Source organism: Streptomyces sp. NPDC101490 (genome assembly GCF_044767145.1).
Taxonomy (GTDB): Bacteria; Actinomycetota; Actinomycetes; order Streptomycetales; family Streptomycetaceae; genus Streptomyces.
In genome coordinates this window covers 272,374-291,245 of record NZ_JBIWNI010000006.1, presented here as the reverse complement: position 1 = coordinate 291,245, position 18,872 = coordinate 272,374, and the positions used below count along the sequence as shown (strand labels likewise).

Sequence of the window (18,872 nt, the reverse complement as noted above, 5' to 3'; positions counted from 1 at the left end):
ATCGGACAAATTTCCCTCAGGATGTTTACGGCGCGTCGAGCCGCCTGTGCCCGTCCCGTGCCCGACCGGGCGCCCCTCGGGCCCCGGGGGCTTCCCGGGCGGGGCCCGCACAGGCTCCCCGGGGCCAGGAGCCCCCTTCGTACGCGCCCGCGCGGGCGGCCGTGCCCGCGCGGGGCTCACATGCGGGAGACGTTCCGCTCGTACACCAGGCGCAGACCGATCAGGGTCAGCCAGGGCTCGTGCTCGTCGATCTCCTTGGAGTCGGAGAGGACCATCGGCGCGAGGCCGCCGGTGGCGATCACCGTGACGTCCGAGGTGTCGCCCTGCGGGCCGACCAGTTCGCGCTTCATCCGGGCGACGACGCCGTCGACCTGCCCCGCGTACCCGTAGACGATGCCCGACTGCATGGCCTCGACCGTGTTCTTGCCGATCACGCTGCGCGGCCTGGCCAGCTCGATCTTGCGGAGCATGGCGCCCCGGACACCGAGCGCCTCGACGGAGATCTCGATGCCGGGTGCGATGGCGCCGCCCGCGTACTCGCCGCGCGTGGTGACCGCGTCGTACGTCGTCGCGGTGCCGAAGTCGACGACGATCGCCGGGCCGCCGTACAGCTCGACGGCCGCGACCGCGTTGATCACGCGGTCCGCGCCGACCTCCTTGGGGTTGTCCGTGAGGATCGGGACGCCCGTCTTGACGCCCGGCTCCACCAGGACCGCGGGGACGTCCCCGTAGTACCGGCGGGTGACCTCGCGCAGTTCGTGCAGCACCGAGGGGACGGTCGCGCAGATCGCGATCCCCTCGATGCCGTCGCCCAGCTCGACGCCGAGCAGCGGGTGCATCCCCATGAGGCCCTGGAGCAGGACCGCCATCTCGTCGGCGGTCCGGCTCGGATCGGTGGAGATCCGCCAGTGCTCGACGATCTCCTCGCCGTCGAAGAGCCCGAGGACCGTGTGGGTGTTGCCGACGTCGATGGTGAGCAGCATCAGGCCCGCACCTCGCGCAGGTCGAGGCCGATGTCGAGGATCGGGGAGGAGTGGGTGAGCCCGCCGACCGCCAGGTAGTCCACGCCGGTCGCCGCGTACGCCGCCGCGTTCTCCAGGGTCAGCCGGCCCGAGGACTCCAGGACCGCGCGGCCATCGACGAGGGCGACGGCCTCCGCGGTCTCGGCCGGGGTGAAGTTGTCGAGCAGGATCAGGTCGGCGCCCGCGTCCAGGACCTCGCGGATCTGGTGCACGGTGTCGACCTCGACCTCGACCGGCAGCTCGGGGAAGAGCTCGCGGACGGCCTTGAACGCCTCGGCCACGCCTCCGGCCGCCACCACGTGGTTGTCCTTGACGAGGGCCGCGTCGGACAGCGACATGCGGTGGTTGACGCCGCCGCCGCAGCGGACCGCGTACTTCTCCAGGGCGCGCAGGCCGGGGGTGGTCTTGCGGGTGTCGCGGACCTCGGCCTTCGTGCCCTCCAGGACGTCGGCCCACGCGCGCGTGGCGGTGGCGATGCCGGAGAGGCGGCACAGGAGGTTGAGCGCGCCGCGCTCGCCGGTGAGCAGGTCGCGGGTGCGGGCGGTGACGCTGAGGAGGACCTCGCCCGCCGCCACGCGGGCGCCGTCCTCGACGTGCCGCTCGACCTCGAACTCGTCGGCGCAGACGATGGACAGGACGGCCTCGGCGATCCGCAGGCCCGCCACGACACCGGCCTCGCGGGCGGTGAAGTCGGCGGTGGCGACGGCGTCCTCGGGGACGGTCGCCACGGTGGTCACGTCGACGCCGCCGTCGAGGTCCTCGGCGATGGCCAGGTGCGCGATGTCCTCGACCTGTACGGGGTCGAGACCGGCGTCCGCGAGCAGTGCGGCGAGCGCGGGGTCGAGCCCGCACTCGAACTCCTCCGCGCCGCCGCAGCCACAGCCGTCGCCGCAGCCGCCGGGCTCCTCGGCCGCCGAAGGGGCGCCGATCTGGATCAGGGGGACGTCCACGGGCTGCGGACGGGCTTCCTCGGGCGTGGTCACTTACGGCTCCCTCGGGGCATCGGAGGTGGGGGGGAAGTCATGGGTGTCGGTCGTCCGGACGTCGAGGGTCCGCTCGGGGGTGAGGCGGACGACCAGGTGCCTGCGCCAGTCGGCGTCGTCCCGGTCCTGCCGGTCCTCGCGCCAGTGGCAGCCGCGGGTCTCCTCGCGGCGGCGGGCGGCGGCGACCAGGACGCGGGCCACACAGAGCAGGTTGGTGGTCTCCCAGGCGTCCACGCCCGGTTCACCGGCCTTGGTGTCGTCGGTGCCGCCCGCGAGGGCGTCGCCGTGCAGTGCCTCCAGGGCCTCGGCGGCCTCCCGCAGGCCGGCCTCGGAGCGGAGCACTCCCGCGTCGGCGGTCATGATCCGCTGGATGCGGGTCCTGGCTCCGGCCACCGGGAGCGGCAGGGGCGCCGGGGACGGGTGCGGCACGGGGGTCCCCGGCACGCGCGGCGCGGCCGCGATGATGTCGTCGGCGATCCGCTCGGCGAAGACCAGGCCCTCCAGGAGCGAGTTCGAGGCGAGCCGGTTGGCGCCGTGGACGCCGGTGCAGGCGACCTCCCCGCACGCGTAGAGGCCGGGGACGGTGGTACGGCCCCGCAGGTCGGTGCGGACGCCTCCGGAGGCGTAGTGGGCGGCGGGGGCGACCGGGATCGGCTCGGTCACCGGGTCGATGCCGTGGGCCCGGCAGGCGGCGAGGATGGTGGGGAAGCGTTCCGCCCACATCGCGGCGCCGAAGTGGCGGGCGTCGAGGTACATGTGGTCGGTGCCGTGCTCGCGCGTCCGGCGGGTGATCGCCTTGGCGACGACGTCCCGGGGGGCCAGTTCGGCCAGCTCGTGCTGCCCGAGCATGAAGCGGACCCCGTCGGCGTCGACCAGATGGGCGCCCTCGCCCCGGACCGCCTCGGAGACCAGCGGCTGCTGGCCCTCGGCCCCGGCGCCGAGGAAGAGCACCGTGGGGTGGAACTGGACGAACTCCAGGTCGGAGACCTCGGCACCGGCGCGCAGCGCGAGCGCCACGCCGTCGCCGGTGGAGACCGCCGGGTTGGTGGTGGCGGAGAAGACCTGGCCCATGCCGCCGGTGGCGAGCACCACCGCGGGCGCGTGGACCGCGCCGACCCCGTCGTGCTGTCCCTCGCCCATGACGTGCAGGGTCACGCCCGCCGTACGGCCCTCGGCGTCCGTGAGGAGGTCCAGGACGAGGGCGTGCTCGACGGTCCGTACGCCCCGGTCCCGGATGGCCCCGACGAGGGCGCGGGAGATCTCGGCGCCGGTCGCGTCGCCGCCCGCGTGGGCGATCCGGCGGCGGTGGTGGCCGCCCTCGCGGGTCAGCGCGATCTCGCCGTCGGCGTCCTTGTCGAAGTCGGCGCCGGTCGCGATGAGCCTGCGGACGGCGTCGGGGCCCTCGGTGACCAGGGCCCTCACGGCCCGCTCGTCGCAGAGCCCGGCCCCGGCGACGAGGGTGTCGTCGAGGTGCTGCTCGGGGGTGTCGCCCTCGCCGAGGGCCGCCGCTATGCCGCCCTGGGCCCAGCGGGTGGAGCCGTCGTCGAGGCGCGCCTTGGTGACGACGACCGTACGGAGCCCGGCGGCGGTGCAGCGCAGGGCGGCGGTGAGGCCCGCGACCCCGGAGCCGACCACGACGACATCGGCGTCGACGGCCCAGCCGGGCGCGGGGGCGGGCAGCCGTATTCCGGTCACGGGGTCGCTCCGAACGTGGGGTCCTCGGGGGACGTGGTGCCTCCGAGGCGGAGGGGGAGGTTGTCGATCAGACGGGTGGCGCCCACGCGCGCGGCGACGGCCAGGACCGCGTCTCCCGCGTGGTCGTCGGCGACCTCGGTGAAGTCCGCCGGGTCCACGAGCGCCAGATAGTCGAGGGTGAGCGGTGGCTCGGCCTTCGCGGCCTCGTCGAGGACGGCTCGGGCGGCGGCCCGGACGGCTCCGGCGCCGTGGCCCCCGGAGGCCCGCGCGACCGCGTGGGCGTCGGCGGCGGACCGGGCCTCGCCGAGCCGGGAGAGCGCCTCGGCGCGGGTCCCGGCCCGTTCCCGGGCACCGGGCAGGGCGGTGGCGCGCGCGCGGAGCGCCTCCTGCGCGGCGAGCCGGTCGGCGGCGGCGAACAGCGCGCCGGACAGCGCGAGCGCGGTGCGGCGCTCCCCGGCCGACAGGTAGCGGTTGCGGCTGGACAGGGCCAGGCCGTCGTCCTCGCGGACCGTCGGCACCCCGACGATCTCCACGGGGAAGTTCAGGTCGCGGACCATGCGGCGGATGAGCGCCAGCTGCTGGGCGTCCTTCTGGCCGAAGAGCGCCAGGTCGGGCGCGGTGAGGTGGAGGAGCTTGGCGACGACCGTCAGCATGCCGTCGAAGTGGCCGGGCCGCGAGGCGCCTTCGAGGCGCTCGCCCATGGGGCCCGCGGTGATCCTGACCTGCGGTTCCCCGCCCGGGTAGACCTCGTCGACGGAGGGGGCGAAGACGGCGTCGGCGCCCGCGCCGACGGCCAGCGCCAGATCGGCGTCGAGGGTGCGCGGGTAGCGGTCGAGGTCCTCGCCCGCCCCGAACTGGAGCGGGTTGACGAAGACGGTGACGACGACGGTGCCGCGCTCCCCGGCCCGCTCGCGGGCGGCCCGGATCAGGGTGGCGTGGCCCTCGTGGAGGGCGCCCATGGTCATGACGACGGCCCGGGGACCGCCCGCCCCGACGGCCCGCAGCTCGTGTGCGGTGCGGACGAGGGCCGTGGTCGGCGTGGTCGGCGAGTTCGCCGGGCTCGGTGCGGTCGCCGGGCTCGGTGCGGTCGCCGGGCTCGGTGCGGCCGGTGCGGCCGGAGTGGCCGACGCGCTCGGGGTGCCCGGCTGGTGCGGAGTGCCCGGGGTGCCCGGCTGGTGCGGGGTCCCCGAAGGGCTCTGCGTGGTCATCGGGTCTCCCCCTCGGCGAGCACGCCCAGCAGGTCCTCGGCCAGCTCGGGCTTGAGCAGGCCGTGCGCGAGGGCCCGGTCGGCGGTCGTACGGGCCATCGCCAGGTATCCGGCGACGGCGCCGGGCGCGTGCTTGCGCAGCTCCGCGACGTGCGCGGCGACCGTGCCCGCGTCACCGCGCGCGACGGGCCCGGTGAGCGCCGCGTCCCCGGACCGCAGGGCGTTGTCCAGGGCGGCGCCCAGGAGCGGGCCGAGCATCCGGTCGGGGGCGGCGACGCCCGCCGTGCGGAGCAGCTCCATCGACTGGGCCACCAGGGTGACCAGGTGGTTCGCGCCCAGGGCCAGGGCCGCGTGGTACAGCGGGCGGGCGTCCTCGGCGATCCACTCGGGCTCGCCGCCCATCTCGATCACCAGGGCTTCGGCGGCCATCCGCAGTTCCTCGGGCGCGGTCACGCCGAAGGAGCAGCCCGCGAGCCGCTGGACGTCGACCTCGGTGCCGGTGAAGGTCATGGCGGGGTGCAGGGCGAGCGGCAGGGCACCGGCCCGCCGGGCGGGGTCCAGGACCCGGGCCCCGAACCGTCCCGAGGTGTGCACGAGCAGCTGTCCGGGGCGGACGGAACCGGTGTCGGCGAGGCCTTCGACCAGGCCCGGCAGGGCGTCGTCGGGGACGGTGAGCAGCACCAGGTCGGCCAGGGCCAGGACCTGGGCGGGCTCGACGACGGGGACGTCGGGCAGGAGGACCGCGGCGCGGCGCCGGGAGGCGTCGGAGACCGCGGAGACGGCGACGGGGCGGTGCCCGGCGAGCCGGAGGGAGGCGGCGAGAGCGGGGCCGACGCGGCCCGCGCCGACGACTCCGACGGTGAGCCGGGCGGGTCGGTCCTCGGCTCGGGGCTCTGGCGCTGCTGGTGCGTTCACGGTGGGGACGGCCTTCCGTTCCAGTCCTCGGCGGGTACCGGACGATTTCTGGTCATGCTACGCCAGCGTTTCACGCTCTCCCGTGGCTGTCCCGCGGCTGTCCACAGGGTGGGGACGGCGGTGTGATGATCGGCGCATGAAACCTGTGGATCCCGTGGACGAGGAAGCGGCCCGGCTGTACCGGGCGAAGGTCTGGGGCGGTGCCGAGCGCACCCTGTGGCGTGCCTCGGTGGACGGCACGGCGGGCGCGGCCCTGCGCGGACTGGCCGACTGGACGGACTCCGCCGGGCACGGCGACGAGCCCCTGGACGCGTACGGGAACGGGGTCGTGGAGCTCCTGGAGCAGCGGGTCGCCGACGTGCTCGGGATGCCCTCCGCGGTCTTCTTCCCGACCGGCACCATGGCCCAGCAGGTGGCCCTGCGCTGCTGGGCCGGACGGACCGGGAACCCGGTCGTCGCCCTCCATCCGCTCGCCCACCCCGAGGTCCACGAGGACGGCGCCCTGGGGGCCGTCTCCGGGCTCCGCACCGTCCACCCGACCGGCGAGCCCCGGCTGCCCACCGCCGAGGAGGTGCGGGACCACCCGGAGCCCTTCGGGACGCTGATGCTGGAGCTGCCGCTGCGGGACGCCGGTTTCGTCCTGCCGACCTGGGAGGAGCTGGCCTCGGTCGTCGCGGCGGCCCGGGAGCGGGACGCGGTGGTCCACTTCGACGGGGCACGGCTCTGGGAGTGCCCGACGCGTTTCGGCCGTCCGCTCGCGGAGGTCGCGGGGCTCGCGGACAGCGTGTACGTGTCGTTCTACAAGTCCCTCGGCGGCATGTCGGGCGCCGCGCTCGCCGGACCCGAGGACGTCATGGCGGAGGCCAGGGTCTGGCGGCACCGGTACGGGGGCGATGTCTTCCAGCAGTACCCGGCGGCGCTCTCCGCGCTCCGGGGCCTGGCCGTCGAGCTGCCCCGGCTGCCCTCGTACGTGGCCCACGCGCGCGTGGTGGCGGACGCCCTGCGGGAGGTGTTCGAGGAGTCCGGGACGGGCTGGTTCCGCATTCATCCGGAACGGCCGCACACCCATCAGTTCCAGGTCTGGCTGCCGTACCCGCCCGAGGTCCTGACGGCGGCGTCCCTCGCCCTGGCCGAGGACACCGGCACGACCCTGTTCCGCCGCTGGTCCGCGCCGGGCGCGGGCGGCCCGCCGGGCGTCTCGTCCACCGAGGTCACGGTGGCCGCGGAGGGCCTGGAGTGGTCGGCGGAGGACGTCCGGACGGCGGCCCGCGCGTTCCTGGCCCGGGTGGCGGGGAAGGCCTGAGCGGCGGCGGCCGGGTCACCGCGGCGGCCGGAAGGCCCGGGCGGACGCCGCCGGGCACGGCGGCCGGAAGGTCCGGGTCGGCCCCGCCAGGTCACCGCGGAGGTCCGGGCCTGCCCCGCCCGGTCACGGCAGCCTGGGGCACTCGCCGAGCGGGGCCCGGGACCCCGGAAGAGTCCCGGCCCGGGACCCCAGAAGGGTCCGGAGCCGGAGCCGGAGGCCGCCCCGGGCCGGGCGGCCCGCCGCCACCCGTGCGGACCGTCGGCGGTCCCGGAGCTCCCGCAGGACGGCGACGTCCCGGGTGCCCGGCTCGGGCGGCGCGGGTTCCCCCAGCTTGGCGGCACGGTAGGCGTCGAAGAGGTACTGGTGCATCGCGTTCATGCCCTCACCGTGCGCCGCTCCCCCGCCGCGCCGCCCGCCGATTGACGAGCCCCGTCAAACGACGGATCCGGACCTCCCGCCGCGACGATTGACGGGCCTGGTCAATCCGCACGACACCGCCCCCGTCCCGTCCCGCACCATGGACGGGTGAGCGTGACGATCGACATCACCGGACTGCCGCACGAGCGGATCGCCTTCTGCCCCTCGCCCCTGGCCGAGCTGGGCGCCGCCCTGCACGCCCTGTCCGTACCCGGGCACCACGCCCGGCTCCACGCCTGGACCACGACCACCTCGGCGGGACTGCGGCCGGAGCTGGCGGACCGGCTCCACGAGGCCGACTTCATGTGGAACAGCAGCCGGTCGGACATCCTGCTGCCGTCCCGGCCCCGGGAGACCCTCGCGGAGGAGCTGGACGACCTCGACCTCATGGACGACGAGAAGTACGTGGGCGCCGCCCTGGAGATCTCCTGCAACAGCATGCACACCCACGGCGCCCCCTCCCCGCTCGTCGACGCCCGGATGCGCCGCCGCGCCCTCGACCTGGCCGCCGCGCGCGGCCCCCGGCAGATCGCCTTCGTCGAGCGGATGCTGGCCGACCCGCCCGGCACGCGCGCGTGGGTCCGGCGGCTCCTGGAGGACTGCGACGAGGCCTTCTTCGCCGACACCTGGCGCCGCGTCCGGGTCCAGCTCTCCGCCGACGCCCGCCACAAGACCGAGCTGATGCGCCGCAAGGGCCTGGCCGCCGCGGTCACCGCCGTCTCCCCCGCGATGTCCCTGGAGGAGGACGCGGCGGGCTCCCGGATCGTCGTCGACAAGCTGGTCCACGGCCGGGCCAGCGCGGTGGGCTCCGCCGTGACGTTCCTGCCGACGGCCTTCGGCTGGCCGCACCTCTTCGCCCTGCACACCCCCGGCTGGCAGCCCGTCGTCCAGTACCCCGTCGCCGACCGGGACCTCGGCGGCGCCTCCTCCGTCGAGGAGGTCACCCTGCGCCTGGAGGCCGTCGCCCACCCGCTGCGGATGCGGCTCTGCCGCAGTCTGGCGCGCGGTGCCAGTACGACCGGCGAGCTGGCCGACGCGTACAACGTCACCGCCCCCGAGGTCTCCCGGCACCTCGCGGTCATGAAGAAGGCCGGACTGCTCACCACCCGGCGGCGCGGCCGGTACGTCCTGCACCAGCTGGACGTCTCCGTCGTCGCCCGTCTCGGCAGCGACTTCCTGGAGAGCGTGCTGCGCTGACCCGGAGGCGGGGCCGAGGGCGGGCGGAGTCGGAGTCGGGGCCGGGAGCGGGGTCGGGAGCGGGGTAGGCCCTCGGTGCCGTACTGCCCGGGGGCGTACTGCCCGGGGCGACACCGCCCGCGCCGGGGCGGGAGCGGGGGGGGCCGGTCAGCCGGTCGCGCCGCCGCCCGCCCGGACCAGGCCCGTCTCGTACGCGAGGACCACGACCTGAACCCGGTCGCGCAGGCCCAGCTTGGTCAGGATGCGGCCCACATGGGTCTTCACAGTCGCCTCAGAGAGGACGAGCCGGGCGGCGATCTCGCCGTTGGACAGGCCCTGCGCGACCAGCATCATGACCTCCCGCTCGCGGCCCGTGAGGCGCCCCAGCTCCTTGTGCTCCGGCTCCCGGCCCGAGGACGGCAGCATCGGCGAGAACCGGTCGAGCAGCCGCCGGGTCGTCGACGGCGCCACCACCGCGTCCCCACTGTGCACCGAACGGATCGCGGCGAGCAGCTCGGCGGGCGGCACGTCCTTCAGCATGAAGCCGCTCGCCCCCGCCTTGAGACCGGAGAACGCGTACTCGTCGAGGTCGAAGGTGGTCAGGATGAGCACCTTCGGGGCGTCGGGCTGCGAACAGATCCGCCGGGTCGTCTCCACCCCGTCCAGCTTCGGCATGCGCACGTCCATCAGGACGACGTCGACCGCCGTCGCCCTCAGCACCTCCAGGGCCTCGACCCCGTCGCCCGCCTCCGCCACGACCTCCATGTCCGGCTGGGCGGCCAGCACCATGCGGAATCCGGTACGCAGCAGCACCTGGTCGTCAACGAGCATCACGCGGATGGACATCGGGTTCCTTCGGGTTCTCGGTCGGAGGTCTCGGGGGGGGCGGGCTCGTCGTCAGTGGGCGGACTTGAGGGGGAGCAGGGCGCTGATCCGGAAGCCGCCGCCGGGACGCGGGCCCGCGTCCAGCGTGCCGCCCACCATGCCGACCCGCTCCCGCATGCCGATCAGACCGTGGCCCCGGCCGTCGGCGCCCCCGTCCTCGTACATCTCCTGCGGCGCGCCCCGGCCGTCGTCCTCGACGAGCAGCCCGAGCCCGTCGTCGAAGTAGACCAGGCGGACGCTGGCACCGACGTCGGGGCCCCCGTGCTTGCGGCTGTTGGTGAGGGCCTCCTGCACGATCCGGTACGCGGTCAGCTCGACGCCGCTGGGCAGCGGGCGGGGGCTGCCCTCGATCGCGAAGTCCACGGTGAGGCCCGCGCCCCGGACCTGCTCGACGAGGTCCTCGATCTGGCCCACGTCGGGCTGGGGCACGTACTCCCCGGCCTCCTCGTGCTCCCCGGTCCGCAGGATGCCGAGGAGTCTGCGCATCTCGGCGAGCGCCTGACGGCCGGTGGTGGAGATGGTCTCCAGGGCCTGCTTGGCGGTCTCCGGGGAGGAGTCCATGACGTAGGCGGCGCCGTCGGCCTGGACGACCATCACCGACACGTTGTGCGCGACGACGTCGTGCAGCTCGCGGGCGATCCTGGCCCGCTCGGCGGCGACCGCCACCTTGGCCTGGGCCTCGCGCTCCCGCTCCAGCCGGGAGGCCCGCTCCTCCAGCTGCGCGAAGTAGGCGCGGCGGGTGCGCAGCGAGTCGCCGAGGACCCAGGCGAGGACGAACGGCACGGTCATGATGATCGTGAAGAAGACCCGGGCGGCCCCGGACTCGGAACCCTCCAGCGGCCATCTCAGCTGGGAGAGCGGTGAGGCGGCGAGCCCCGCGACGAGCGCGAGGCGGGACGCCCAGCGGGCCCCGTCGTGCGCGGCGACGGTGAAGACGATCACCAGCATGGCGAAGTCGGCGAGGGTCGGCGTCAGGTCGAGGGCGAGCTGGACCACTCCGAGGAGGATCGCCAGCAGCAGCATCTTCTCGGGTGCGCGCCGCCGCAGGGCCACGACCAGGCAGAAGAGCACGGCGACGAGACCGTGCGCGACGGGACGGCCGACTTCCTGATAGGTCGCTCCCACGGACAGCAGGGAGAACCCGAGGAGGACGACGGCCCAGAAGGTGTCGACGCCCGTCGGGTGTCTGCGGAGGAAGTCGTAGAGGCGCTGCACGTCACCCAGAGTAGGGAAGGGAGAGGGGTGCGCGGATCAACCGTGGGGTCGATCCTTCGCACGGGGCCCGTACTCCCCGAGGTGGAGACTGGGGCCCGTGACGGATGAGACGTGTCAGTGGCAGGGGTGGCGGGCGGCGACGGAACGGGCGCTGTACGGCCCCGGGGGCTTCTACCTGCGGCCCGAGGGTCCGGCGGGGCACTTCCGCACCTCGGTGCACGCCTCCCCGCTCTTCGCGGCGGCGGTGGCCCGGCTGCTCGGCGAGGTCGCGGAGGAGCTGGGAACGGCCTCGGTGGACCTGGTGGACGTGGGCGCGGGCCGGGGTGAGCTCCTCACCGGGGTCCTCGCCGCGCTCGACGGCGCCCGTGCGGGCAGGAGCGGGCCGACCGTGCGGGCGTACGCCGTGGAGCGGGCGGCCCGCCCGGCGGGGCTCGACCCCCGGATCGAGTGGACCGGCGAGGTGCCCCGGGGGGTGCGCGGGCTGCTCTTCGCGAACGAGTGGCTCGACAACGTGCCGGTGGACGTGGCGGAGGCGGACGCCGACGGGACCGTCCGGTACGTGGAGGTCCGCGCGGACGGCGCGGAGCGGCTCGGCGGGCCGGTCTCCGGCCCGGACGCGGAGTGGCTGGCCCGCTGGTGGCCGCTGACGGAGCCGGGCGCGCGGGCGGAGATCGGGCGGCCCCGCGACGAGGCGTGGGCGGCGGCGGTGGGCGCGGTGGCGGCGGGCCGCGCGGTGGCCGTGGACTACGCGCACGTACGGGCGTCCCGGCCGCCCTTCGGTTCGCTGACCGGCTTCCGCGCGGGCCGTGAGGTCCCGCCGGTCCCGGACGGCGGCTGCGACCTGACCTCCCACGTGGCCCTGGACGCGTGCGCGGCGGCGGCGGACGAGGGAGTCGCGGCCGGCCCGGACGAGAACGGGAAGGGAGGCCGGGACCAGGAGAGAAGTCGGGACCGGGAAGGAAGTCAGGACCCGAGCGAACCGACCCGGATCGTCACCCAGCGGGAGGCGCTGGGGAGGCTCGGGGTGTCCGGGGGGCGGCCGCCCCTGTCGCTCGCGTCGGCCGATCCCGCCGCGTACGTACGGGCGCTCTCCTCGGCGGGCGAGGCGGCGGAGCTGACCGCGCGCGGGGGCCTCGGGGACTTCCTGTGGCTGGTCCGGCGGGTCCCGGAAGGGCGGGCGGGGGCTCCGGCGCACGGGGGATACTGACCGCATGACGGAGACGACGGTCGGCATCGGCGGCGCGGCGGAGAGCACCGACATGGTGCTGAACATCGGGCCGCAGCATCCCTCGACCCACGGCGTGCTCCGGCTCCGGCTGGTGCTGGACGGCGAGGTCGTGCGGCAGGCGGAGCCGGTCATCGGCTACATGCACCGGGGCGCGGAGAAGCTCTTCGAGGCGCGGGACTACCGGCAGATCATCATGCTGGCCAACCGGCACGACTGGCTGTCCGCCTTCTCCAACGAGCTCGGCGTGGTCATGGCCGTCGAACGGATGCTCGGCATGGAGGTGCCGGAGCGCGCGGTGTGGACCCGTACGCTCCTCGCCGAACTGAACCGGGTCCTGAACCATCTGATGTTCCTCGGCTCGTACCCGCTCGAACTGGGCGGAATCACTCCGGTCTTCCACGCCTTCCGGGAGCGCGAGGAGCTCCAGACGGTGATGGAGGAGGTCTCCGGCGGCCGGATGCACTACATGTTCAACCGGGTCGGCGGCCTCAAGGAGGACCTGCCGGCCGGGTGGCTCGGGCGGGCACGGCGGTCCGTCGCGGACGTCCGTTCGCGGATGGACGTGTACGACCGGCTCGTCCTCGGCAACGAGATCTTCCGGGGCCGTACGCGCGGGGTCGGTGTCCTGTCGGCGGCGGCGGTCCACGCGTACGGGGTGTCGGGGCCGATCGCCCGCGCCTCGGGCGTCGACTTCGACCTGCGCCGCGACGAGCCGTACCTGGCGTACGGGGAGCTCCAGGACACCCTGCGGGTCGCCGTCCGTCAGGAGGGCGACTGTCTGGCCCGGTTCGAGTGCCTGCTGGAGCAGACGCACCACGCCCTGGACCTGGCGGACGCGTGTCTGGACCGGCTGGCGGAGCTGCCGCCGGGCCCGATCAACCAGCGGCTGCCGAAGGTGCTGAAGGCGCCGGAGGGCCACACGTACGCGTGGACCGAGAATCCGCTCGGGATCAACGGCTACTACCTGGTCTCCAAGGGCGAGAAGACGCCGTACCGGCTGAAACTGCGCTCGGCGTCGTTCAACAACATCCAGGCGCTCACGGAGCTGTTGCCGGGGACGCTGGTCGCCGACATGGTGGCGATCCTGGGCTCGCTGTTCTTCGTCGTCGGCGACATCGACAAGTGACGCCGGGCGTACGGGGTCAGACGGCGGGCGCGGTCAGGCCCGCCCGGCCGGTCCCGACGGCCCGGTCCGTCCCACTGGTCCCGCCGTTCCCACAAGTCCCATCGGTGCTGTCAGCGCCGTCCGACCTGTCGGTCCCGTCTGACCTGTCAGCCCCATCGGTCCCATCGGTCCGGAGCATCACCACGTACTCCCGGTCCGTGGTGCCGGGCCGTCGCCGCTCGGTCACGACCCAGCCCCAGCGCGCGTAGCGACCGGTCAGTTCCGGTACGTCGAGGGTCATCAGACGGCGGGGTCCCGGGGGCAGGGCGGCGAGCAGGGTGTCGTGCAGCGCACGCCCGAGGCCGAGGCCCTGGTGGGCGGGGGCGACGACGAGTTCGGCCAGTTCGAAGCCGGGTCCGTCGCCGGAGAGCACGGTGTCCGTCCAGCCCGCCGCGAAGCCCCTGAGCCCGTCGTCGGGGCCGAACGCGGCGACGGCCAGGAAGTCGGGGCGCCCGGCGGCCGAGCCGAGCAGCCGGTCCACGGTCCGTACGGCGCCCGGCGGGGGCTCGTGCCAGGGGGCGCCGCAGAACGCCTGGGCGCACAGGGCGATCAGTTCGTCCCGGCGGCCGGCGGCCTCACCGGCCGGGAGGCCGGCGAGGCGGTACGTCATGAGTTGACCGCTCCGCGCAGCTCGACGACGTCCAGCTGCTCGGTCTCGTCGTGCGCGGTCAGGTCGATGACCTGACCGACCGTCCGGGGCGGGGCGGGGACGTGGGGCGCGAGAGGACCGGCGGTGCCGGTGGGGCTGACCGGTGTGAGCGGCGGGGCCCCGTCGCGTCCGGTCGGGTCCTGCGCGGTCGCGTCCCGCGCGGTGAGGTTCCGTGCGGTCAGGTTCTGCGCGGCCAGGGCCTCTTCGAGGACCTCCTCGCCGACGACATCGGCGAGATCGGTGTGCTGCACCGCCTCGATGGCCGCCGCCTTCTGCGTACCGAAGAAGTCGAAGCCGCCCTCGGGACGCGGTACGGGCCTACGGGCCGCGTACGGGACGATCGCGGCGGCGACCGGTACGGCGGGCACCGCCGGGGTCGCAGGGGTCGCCGGGACCACCGGGGTCTCAGGGGCCACCGGGACCGCAGACGCGGAAGGGGCCGCGGACGCGGTGGATTCGGCGGACGGGACGGATTCAGCGGGTGCGGCTGATGGGGCGGATCCGGCGGATCCGGCCGGGGGCAGCGCGAGGGCGGCCGGGCGGGCGTGCTCGCCGCCGGTGGCCGCCGCGTGCTTCCCCCGCGGCTCGTCCGTCTCACGGGCCCGCTCGGCGAGGTCCCGCGCGCGGGCCGCCTCGGCGGTCCGGCGGGCCCGCTGGGCGGCGGCGTTGCGCGGGAGGTCGCGGAGCGCGTCCGCGGCGCTCCGGAAGGCCTCCGGGGTGGGCGTGGAGCCGCCCGCCGGAAGGGCCTTGGCGGGGCCGGTGGTGTCGGCCTCCGGTGCGGGCGTCTCCAGGGCGATCCGGCGGCCCTCCAGGGCGCTGGCGCGCTCGGTCTCGGCCGTGGCGTAGCGCCGCAGGAGATCGGCGTGCTCACCGCGCAGTCCGGCCAGTTCGACCCGCTTGGCGCGGAGCTTGGCGTCGAGGCGGGCGCGCAGCGCGCGGGACTCCTCCAGGTCGGACTCCAGCTCGGCGAGCCGCTCCTCGGCCTTCCACTGGTCGGCGGTGCGGGCCCGGTCGAGCTCGGCGACCCGCGTCCCGGCGCTCCGGTCCCAGCCGCGCATGAGGACGGCGCCGGTGACGGCGGCGGCCGCGGCGGCCGCGGCGAGGAGACGGGCGATCAACGGCTCGCCGGGCAGCCAGGCCGCCGCGGCACACACGACCGCGACGCCGGCGACCGCTGAGGGCGGCAGCAGCTTGTGCAGAGGCGGGGAATGGCGGTGGCGTCCACGTGGCATGGCCTGAAATTTACCGTGCGTAGGTGTCGTGTGGGGCGTCGGCCCGGCAATCTCTTGGCCACTTCTCGTCACGGGATGTGGATATCCCCCGTTCCGGTTCCGTTTCGGGCCGACATCCCCGCCCGGACTCCTACTTGTTGAGCAGCCCCTTCGCCGTCAGATAGTCCTTGGCGACGTCCTGCGGCTTCGCCCGCTCGGCATCCACCTTCCGGTTGAGTTCGGCGAGATCCGCTGTGGTCAGCACCTTGGTGATCCTGTCCAGGGCGGCGGCTATCTCGGGCGCTCCGGCGTCCCGGGCGTTCAGCACCGGCAGGACGTTGTCCGCGTTCTGCAGCTTCTTGTCGTCGGTGAGGAACACCAGTCCGTAGCTGTCGATCGTGGCGTCCGTCGTGGTCGTCAGGACCAGTTGGTCCACCCCGTCCTTCACCGCCTGCTTGGACTGCGGGGTACCGACGCCCTTGGGGTCGATGCCCGCCACGTCGATGCCGTACGTCTTCTTCAGACCGGGCGCGCAGAACGGCCGGACCGCGCATTCGTCACCGGCGGCGATCTTCACCTTCAGCTTCGCGCGGCCGAGATCGGAAAGGGTCGTCAGCTTGTTCTTCGCGGCGAATTCCCTGGACACCGCGAAGGCGTTCTGGTCGACCGCCTCACCGGCGTCGAGGACCTTCAGACCGCGCGGTCCCGCGAGCTTGCGCAGCGCCTCGACCGTCGCCTTCGCGTCGGCCGAGGCGACCGGCTTGTCGTCCGGCGCCTTCGGCCCGTTCACCTTGGCGTTGAGGAATTCGGCGAGCGTCGCCGCGTATTCCGGGACGATGTCGATCTCGCCCTTCTCCAGGGAGGGTTCGTACAGCTCGCGATTCTTCACCGTGGTGATCGAAACCGAGTATCCGGCGCCCCGCAGCGTCTGCGCGTACAGCTCGGCGAGCACCTTGGCCTCGGTGAAGGCCGCCGCGCCGACCACCAGCGAACCCTTCTCGCCGTCCGCCGTGCCCCCGGGGCCCTTCCCCTTGCCCTGCTCCAGGCTGTCACCGCCGCACGCGGCCAGTGCGACGGCCAGCGCCGTCGTCCCCAGCACCGCGCCCGCGATCCGCGAGACCCTGTTCACCAGATCACCCATTCGTCTTCGTCAAGTCGGCTTTCGATTCCGGCGCTTCCCGCCGGTGTGGCACCCGTCCGAGCGGCCGCGCCGCGCGTCCGGGCTCCGGGGCCGCGCGTCCGCCCCGGCGATCCGTACGTCCCGCGTGGCGCCCCGGGCGGCCGAGGAGGCGCTCGGCGCCCACCAGCACGCCCTCCACCAGGAGCGCCAGCAGCGCCACCAGCACCGCGCCCGCGACGACCTGCGCGGTGTCGTAGGTGGCGAAACCGGCCGTGATGATCCGGCCCAGACCGCCCTGCCCGACCATCGCGGCGACCGTCGCCGTGGCGACCACCTGCACCGCCGCCGAGCGCACCCCGGTCATCACCACCGGCCGGGCCAGGGGAAGTTCGACCCGGCGGAACAACTGCCCGCCCGTCATCCCCATGCCCCGCGCGGCCCGCACCGCCGCCCGGTCGACCTCCCGCACCCCGACGTACGCGTTGGTGAGGAGCGGCGGCACCGCGAACAGCACCAGGGCCACGACCGTAGGCACCGATCCCGCGTTCCGCAGGGGCGACACCATGAACAGGCCGAGGACCGCGAAGACGGGGATCGCCCGCCCCACGTTCGACACGTTCACCGCGAGCGCCCCGCCCCGGCCGAGATGGCCGAGCCAGAGCCCCAGCGGCAGCGCGAGCGCCCCGGCGATCAGCAGCGCCGCCCCGCTCACGTACGCGTGCTCGGCGAGCCGCTGTCCCACACCGCCCTCGCCCGTCCAGTGCGCGCCGGTGGTGAGCCAGCCCCAGGCGTCCGTCACGACCCCCACCTCACCCACCCCCCGGCGCGGTCCGTATCCGGGCCCACGGCGTCAGCAGCCGCTGGACGCCCAGGAGCAGCAGATCGGCGACGACGGCCAGCAGGACGCACAGCACGGCGGCGGCGAGCATCTGCGCCTTGAAGAAGGTCGGCAGCGCGTCCTCGATCAGATTGCCCAGACCGCCCCGGCCGACGACCGAACCGACCGTCGTCAGCGCGATCGTGGAGACCGTCGCCATCCGTATCCCCGCCATCAGCACCGGCAGCGCCAAGGGCAGTTCGACCTCCCAGAGGAGCCTCAGCGGCCCGTACCCCATGCCCCGGGCGGCCTCCCGCGTCTCCACGGGCACCGCGTCGAGCCCCGCGAGCGCGTTGCGCACCAGGATCGTCAGCGCGTACAGCACGAGACCGGTCACCACGAGCGCCGCCGACAGCCCGAAGAACGGCAGCAGCAGCGAGAACATGGCGAGCGACGGCACCGTGTACAGCAGGGTCGTCAGACCGAGGACCGGGCCCGCGAACCGGGGCCTGGCCCGCGCGAGCAGCGCCAGCGGCATGGCGACGACGAGGGCGATCAGCACGGACACCGCGGTGATTCCCACATGCTGGAGCGTGGCGTCGGTCAGCTCCCCGGCGCGCGTGCGCAGGTACTCCCCGCAGATCCAGTCGTTCGTGACCAGACAGTTCGGTGCGCTCATCCGTCCCTCCCCCCGGGCAGTCAGCCTTCCCGAACGCTTGTCTGACGACACTAACCCCCGGCACCGACAATCCTCCGAGCCCGCCACAATGCGGCAACACGCCCTTCACACACCCCCGGCGTCCAGGGGCCAGAATGGGGAACCATGATCCGGTTCGAGCACGTGACCAAGCGGTACGACGACGGCACCACCGCCGTCGACGACCTCTCCTTCGAGGTCGCCGAGGGCGAACTCGTCACCCTGGTCGGGCCGTCCGGCTGCGGCAAGACGACCACGATGATGATGGTCAACCGGCTCGTCGAGCCGACCTCCGGCCGGGTCCTGGTCGACGGCCGGGACATCGCCGACGTCGATCCCGTCGCCCTGCGCCGCAAGATCGGCTACGTCATCCAGCAGGTCGGGCTCTTCCCCCACCGCACGGTCCTCGACAACACCGCGACCGTCCCCTCGCTGCTCGGGTGGAAGAAGGCCGCCGCACGCGCGCGTGCCGCCGAACTCCTCGAACTCGTCGGACTCGATCCCGCCGTCCACGGCTCCCGCTACCCCGCCCAGCTCTCCGGCGGGCAGCGCCAGCGGGTCGGCGTCGCCCGCGCCCTCGCCGCCGATCCGCCGGTCCTCCTCATGGACGAGCCCTTCGGCGCCGTCGACCCGGTCGTCCGCGAACGCCTCCAGAACGAGTTCCTCGCCCTCCAGGCCACCGTCCGCAAGACCGTCCTCCTCGTCACCCACGACATCGAGGAGGCGGTCCGCATGGGCGACCGCATGGCCGTCTACGGACAGGGCCGCATCGAGCAGTTCGACACCCCGGCCACCGTCCTCGGCTCCCCCGCCACCCCGTACGTCGCGGACTTCGTCGGCAGCGACCGGGGCCTCAAGCGGCTCGCCGTCACCCCGGTCACCGAGGCCGACCTCGATCCCGTACCGGCGGAGGACCTCGTACCGGCGGAGGGTTCCGGACCGGCCGGCGGCCCCGGGCCGACCGACGCGGCAGAACCGGCCCGCCCGGGGGGACCGGCCGGCGCCCCCGCCCCCGTGCCCCTCGGCACCTCGCTCAAGGACGCCCTCGCCGTGCTCCTCCAGCACGACACCGGCCGTCTCGTCGTCACCGGCGCCGACGGCCGCCCCCTCGGCGTCCTCACCCCGGCGGGCGTCCACCGCGCCCTGCGCCGGGCCACCACCGGCTGA

The 18,872-nt window shown here is 74.6% G+C and carries 18 protein-coding genes; 5 read left to right on the top strand and 13 right to left on the bottom strand.

All coding sequences use genetic code 11. The features are described from left to right. Positions 1-176: 176 nt before the first annotated feature. Genes ACIRQY_RS16100 through ACIRQY_RS16080 form a run of 5 tightly spaced genes read right to left on the bottom strand, consistent with a single transcriptional unit; the run spans position 177 to position 5,822 of the window. Positions 177-983 carry a type III pantothenate kinase gene (locus ACIRQY_RS16100; RefSeq protein ID WP_351785750.1) on the bottom strand — a complete coding sequence of 269 codons (807 nt, stop codon included), beginning with the start codon at positions 981-983 and terminating at the stop codon, positions 177-179. After that, positions 983-2,005: a carboxylating nicotinate-nucleotide diphosphorylase gene (gene nadC, locus ACIRQY_RS16095; RefSeq protein ID WP_403925847.1), complete on the bottom strand. Its 1,023-nt coding sequence runs from the start codon at positions 2,003-2,005 to the stop codon at positions 983-985. Before nadC ends, ACIRQY_RS16100 begins: the two co-directional genes overlap by 1 nt. Further along, positions 2,006-3,700: an L-aspartate oxidase gene (locus tag ACIRQY_RS16090; protein WP_403925845.1), complete on the bottom strand. Its 1,695-nt coding sequence runs from the start codon at positions 3,698-3,700 to the stop codon at positions 2,006-2,008. Next, positions 3,697-4,908 (bottom strand): pantoate--beta-alanine ligase, encoded by a 1,212-nt coding sequence (gene panC, locus ACIRQY_RS16085; RefSeq protein ID WP_403925843.1) that lies wholly within the window; start codon positions 4,906-4,908, stop codon positions 3,697-3,699. The genes ACIRQY_RS16090 and panC overlap by 4 nt, the downstream gene beginning before the upstream one ends. Further along, complete coding sequence (locus tag ACIRQY_RS16080; protein ID WP_403925840.1) at positions 4,905-5,822, bottom strand: Rossmann-like and DUF2520 domain-containing protein; 918 nt, start codon at positions 5,820-5,822, stop codon at positions 4,905-4,907. Before ACIRQY_RS16080 ends, panC begins: the two co-directional genes overlap by 4 nt. A gap of 136 nt (positions 5,823-5,958) precedes the next feature. Between ACIRQY_RS16080 and ACIRQY_RS16075 the strand changes: the two genes are divergently transcribed. After that, positions 5,959-7,125, top strand: coding sequence for a threonine aldolase family protein (locus ACIRQY_RS16075; RefSeq protein ID WP_403925838.1), 1,167 nt, complete (start codon positions 5,959-5,961; stop codon positions 7,123-7,125). A gap of 123 nt (positions 7,126-7,248) precedes the next feature. Here the strand turns inward: ACIRQY_RS16075 and ACIRQY_RS16070 are convergent, their stop codons facing one another. After that, positions 7,249-7,503 (bottom strand): hypothetical protein, encoded by a 255-nt coding sequence (locus ACIRQY_RS16070; protein WP_351785765.1) that lies wholly within the window; start codon positions 7,501-7,503, stop codon positions 7,249-7,251. A 147-nt stretch (positions 7,504-7,650) separates the two neighbouring features. On the opposite strand from ACIRQY_RS16070, the gene ACIRQY_RS16065 reads away from it, so the two are divergent. After that, positions 7,651-8,739: a DUF5937 family protein gene (locus tag ACIRQY_RS16065; protein ID WP_351785768.1), complete on the top strand. Its 1,089-nt coding sequence runs from the start codon at positions 7,651-7,653 to the stop codon at positions 8,737-8,739. 147 nt (positions 8,740-8,886) lie between these two features. Here the strand turns inward: ACIRQY_RS16065 and ACIRQY_RS16060 are convergent, their stop codons facing one another. Both ACIRQY_RS16060 and ACIRQY_RS16055 read right to left on the bottom strand, forming a co-directional pair. Further along, positions 8,887-9,564 carry a response regulator transcription factor gene (locus tag ACIRQY_RS16060; protein WP_351785771.1) on the bottom strand — a complete coding sequence of 226 codons (678 nt, stop codon included), beginning with the start codon at positions 9,562-9,564 and terminating at the stop codon, positions 8,887-8,889. Between the two features lie 51 nt (positions 9,565-9,615). Then, on the bottom strand, positions 9,616-10,818 hold the full coding sequence (locus tag ACIRQY_RS16055) for a sensor histidine kinase (RefSeq protein ID WP_351785774.1): 1,203 nt from the start codon (positions 10,816-10,818) through the stop codon (positions 9,616-9,618). Positions 10,819-10,915: 97 nt separating this feature from the next. Here ACIRQY_RS16055 and ACIRQY_RS16050 point away from each other — a divergent pair, with 97 nt between their 5' ends. Together ACIRQY_RS16050 and ACIRQY_RS16045 are read left to right on the top strand one after the other, a co-directional pair. Then, entirely contained in the window at positions 10,916-12,025 is a 1,110-nt protein-coding gene (locus ACIRQY_RS16050; RefSeq protein WP_403925833.1) for an SAM-dependent methyltransferase, read from the top strand. A 4-nt stretch (positions 12,026-12,029) separates the two neighbouring features. Continuing rightward, the gene (locus tag ACIRQY_RS16045; RefSeq protein ID WP_403925830.1) at positions 12,030-13,172 is read left to right on the top strand and encodes an NADH-quinone oxidoreductase subunit D; all 1,143 of its coding nucleotides are present in this window, start codon (positions 12,030-12,032) and stop codon (positions 13,170-13,172) included. A 16-nt stretch (positions 13,173-13,188) separates the two neighbouring features. Here the strand turns inward: ACIRQY_RS16045 and ACIRQY_RS16040 are convergent, their stop codons facing one another. The 5 genes from ACIRQY_RS16040 to ACIRQY_RS16020 all read right to left on the bottom strand — a co-directional run bounded on the left by ACIRQY_RS16040 (position 13,189) and on the right by ACIRQY_RS16020 (position 17,687). After that, the gene (locus ACIRQY_RS16040; protein WP_403925827.1) at positions 13,189-13,821 is read right to left on the bottom strand and encodes a GNAT family N-acetyltransferase; all 633 of its coding nucleotides are present in this window, start codon (positions 13,819-13,821) and stop codon (positions 13,189-13,191) included. Further along, positions 13,818-15,092: a hypothetical protein gene (locus ACIRQY_RS16035; protein WP_403925824.1), complete on the bottom strand. Its 1,275-nt coding sequence runs from the start codon at positions 15,090-15,092 to the stop codon at positions 13,818-13,820. Before ACIRQY_RS16035 ends, ACIRQY_RS16040 begins: the two co-directional genes overlap by 4 nt. A gap of 130 nt (positions 15,093-15,222) precedes the next feature. Continuing rightward, a complete protein-coding gene (locus ACIRQY_RS16030; RefSeq protein ID WP_403925822.1) occupies positions 15,223-16,212 on the bottom strand; it encodes an ABC transporter substrate-binding protein in 990 nt (329 codons plus the stop codon). Continuing rightward, positions 16,205-16,999: an ABC transporter permease gene (locus ACIRQY_RS16025; protein WP_351785791.1), complete on the bottom strand. Its 795-nt coding sequence runs from the start codon at positions 16,997-16,999 to the stop codon at positions 16,205-16,207. The genes ACIRQY_RS16030 and ACIRQY_RS16025 overlap by 8 nt, the downstream gene beginning before the upstream one ends. A 1-nt stretch (position 17,000) precedes the next feature. Then, positions 17,001-17,687, bottom strand: a complete 687-nt coding sequence (locus ACIRQY_RS16020) for an ABC transporter permease (protein WP_403925818.1) — start codon at positions 17,685-17,687, stop codon at positions 17,001-17,003. 144 nt (positions 17,688-17,831) lie between these two features. Between ACIRQY_RS16020 and ACIRQY_RS16015 the strand changes: the two genes are divergently transcribed. Next, entirely contained in the window at positions 17,832-18,872 is a 1,041-nt protein-coding gene (locus ACIRQY_RS16015) for an ABC transporter ATP-binding protein (protein ID WP_403925815.1), read from the top strand.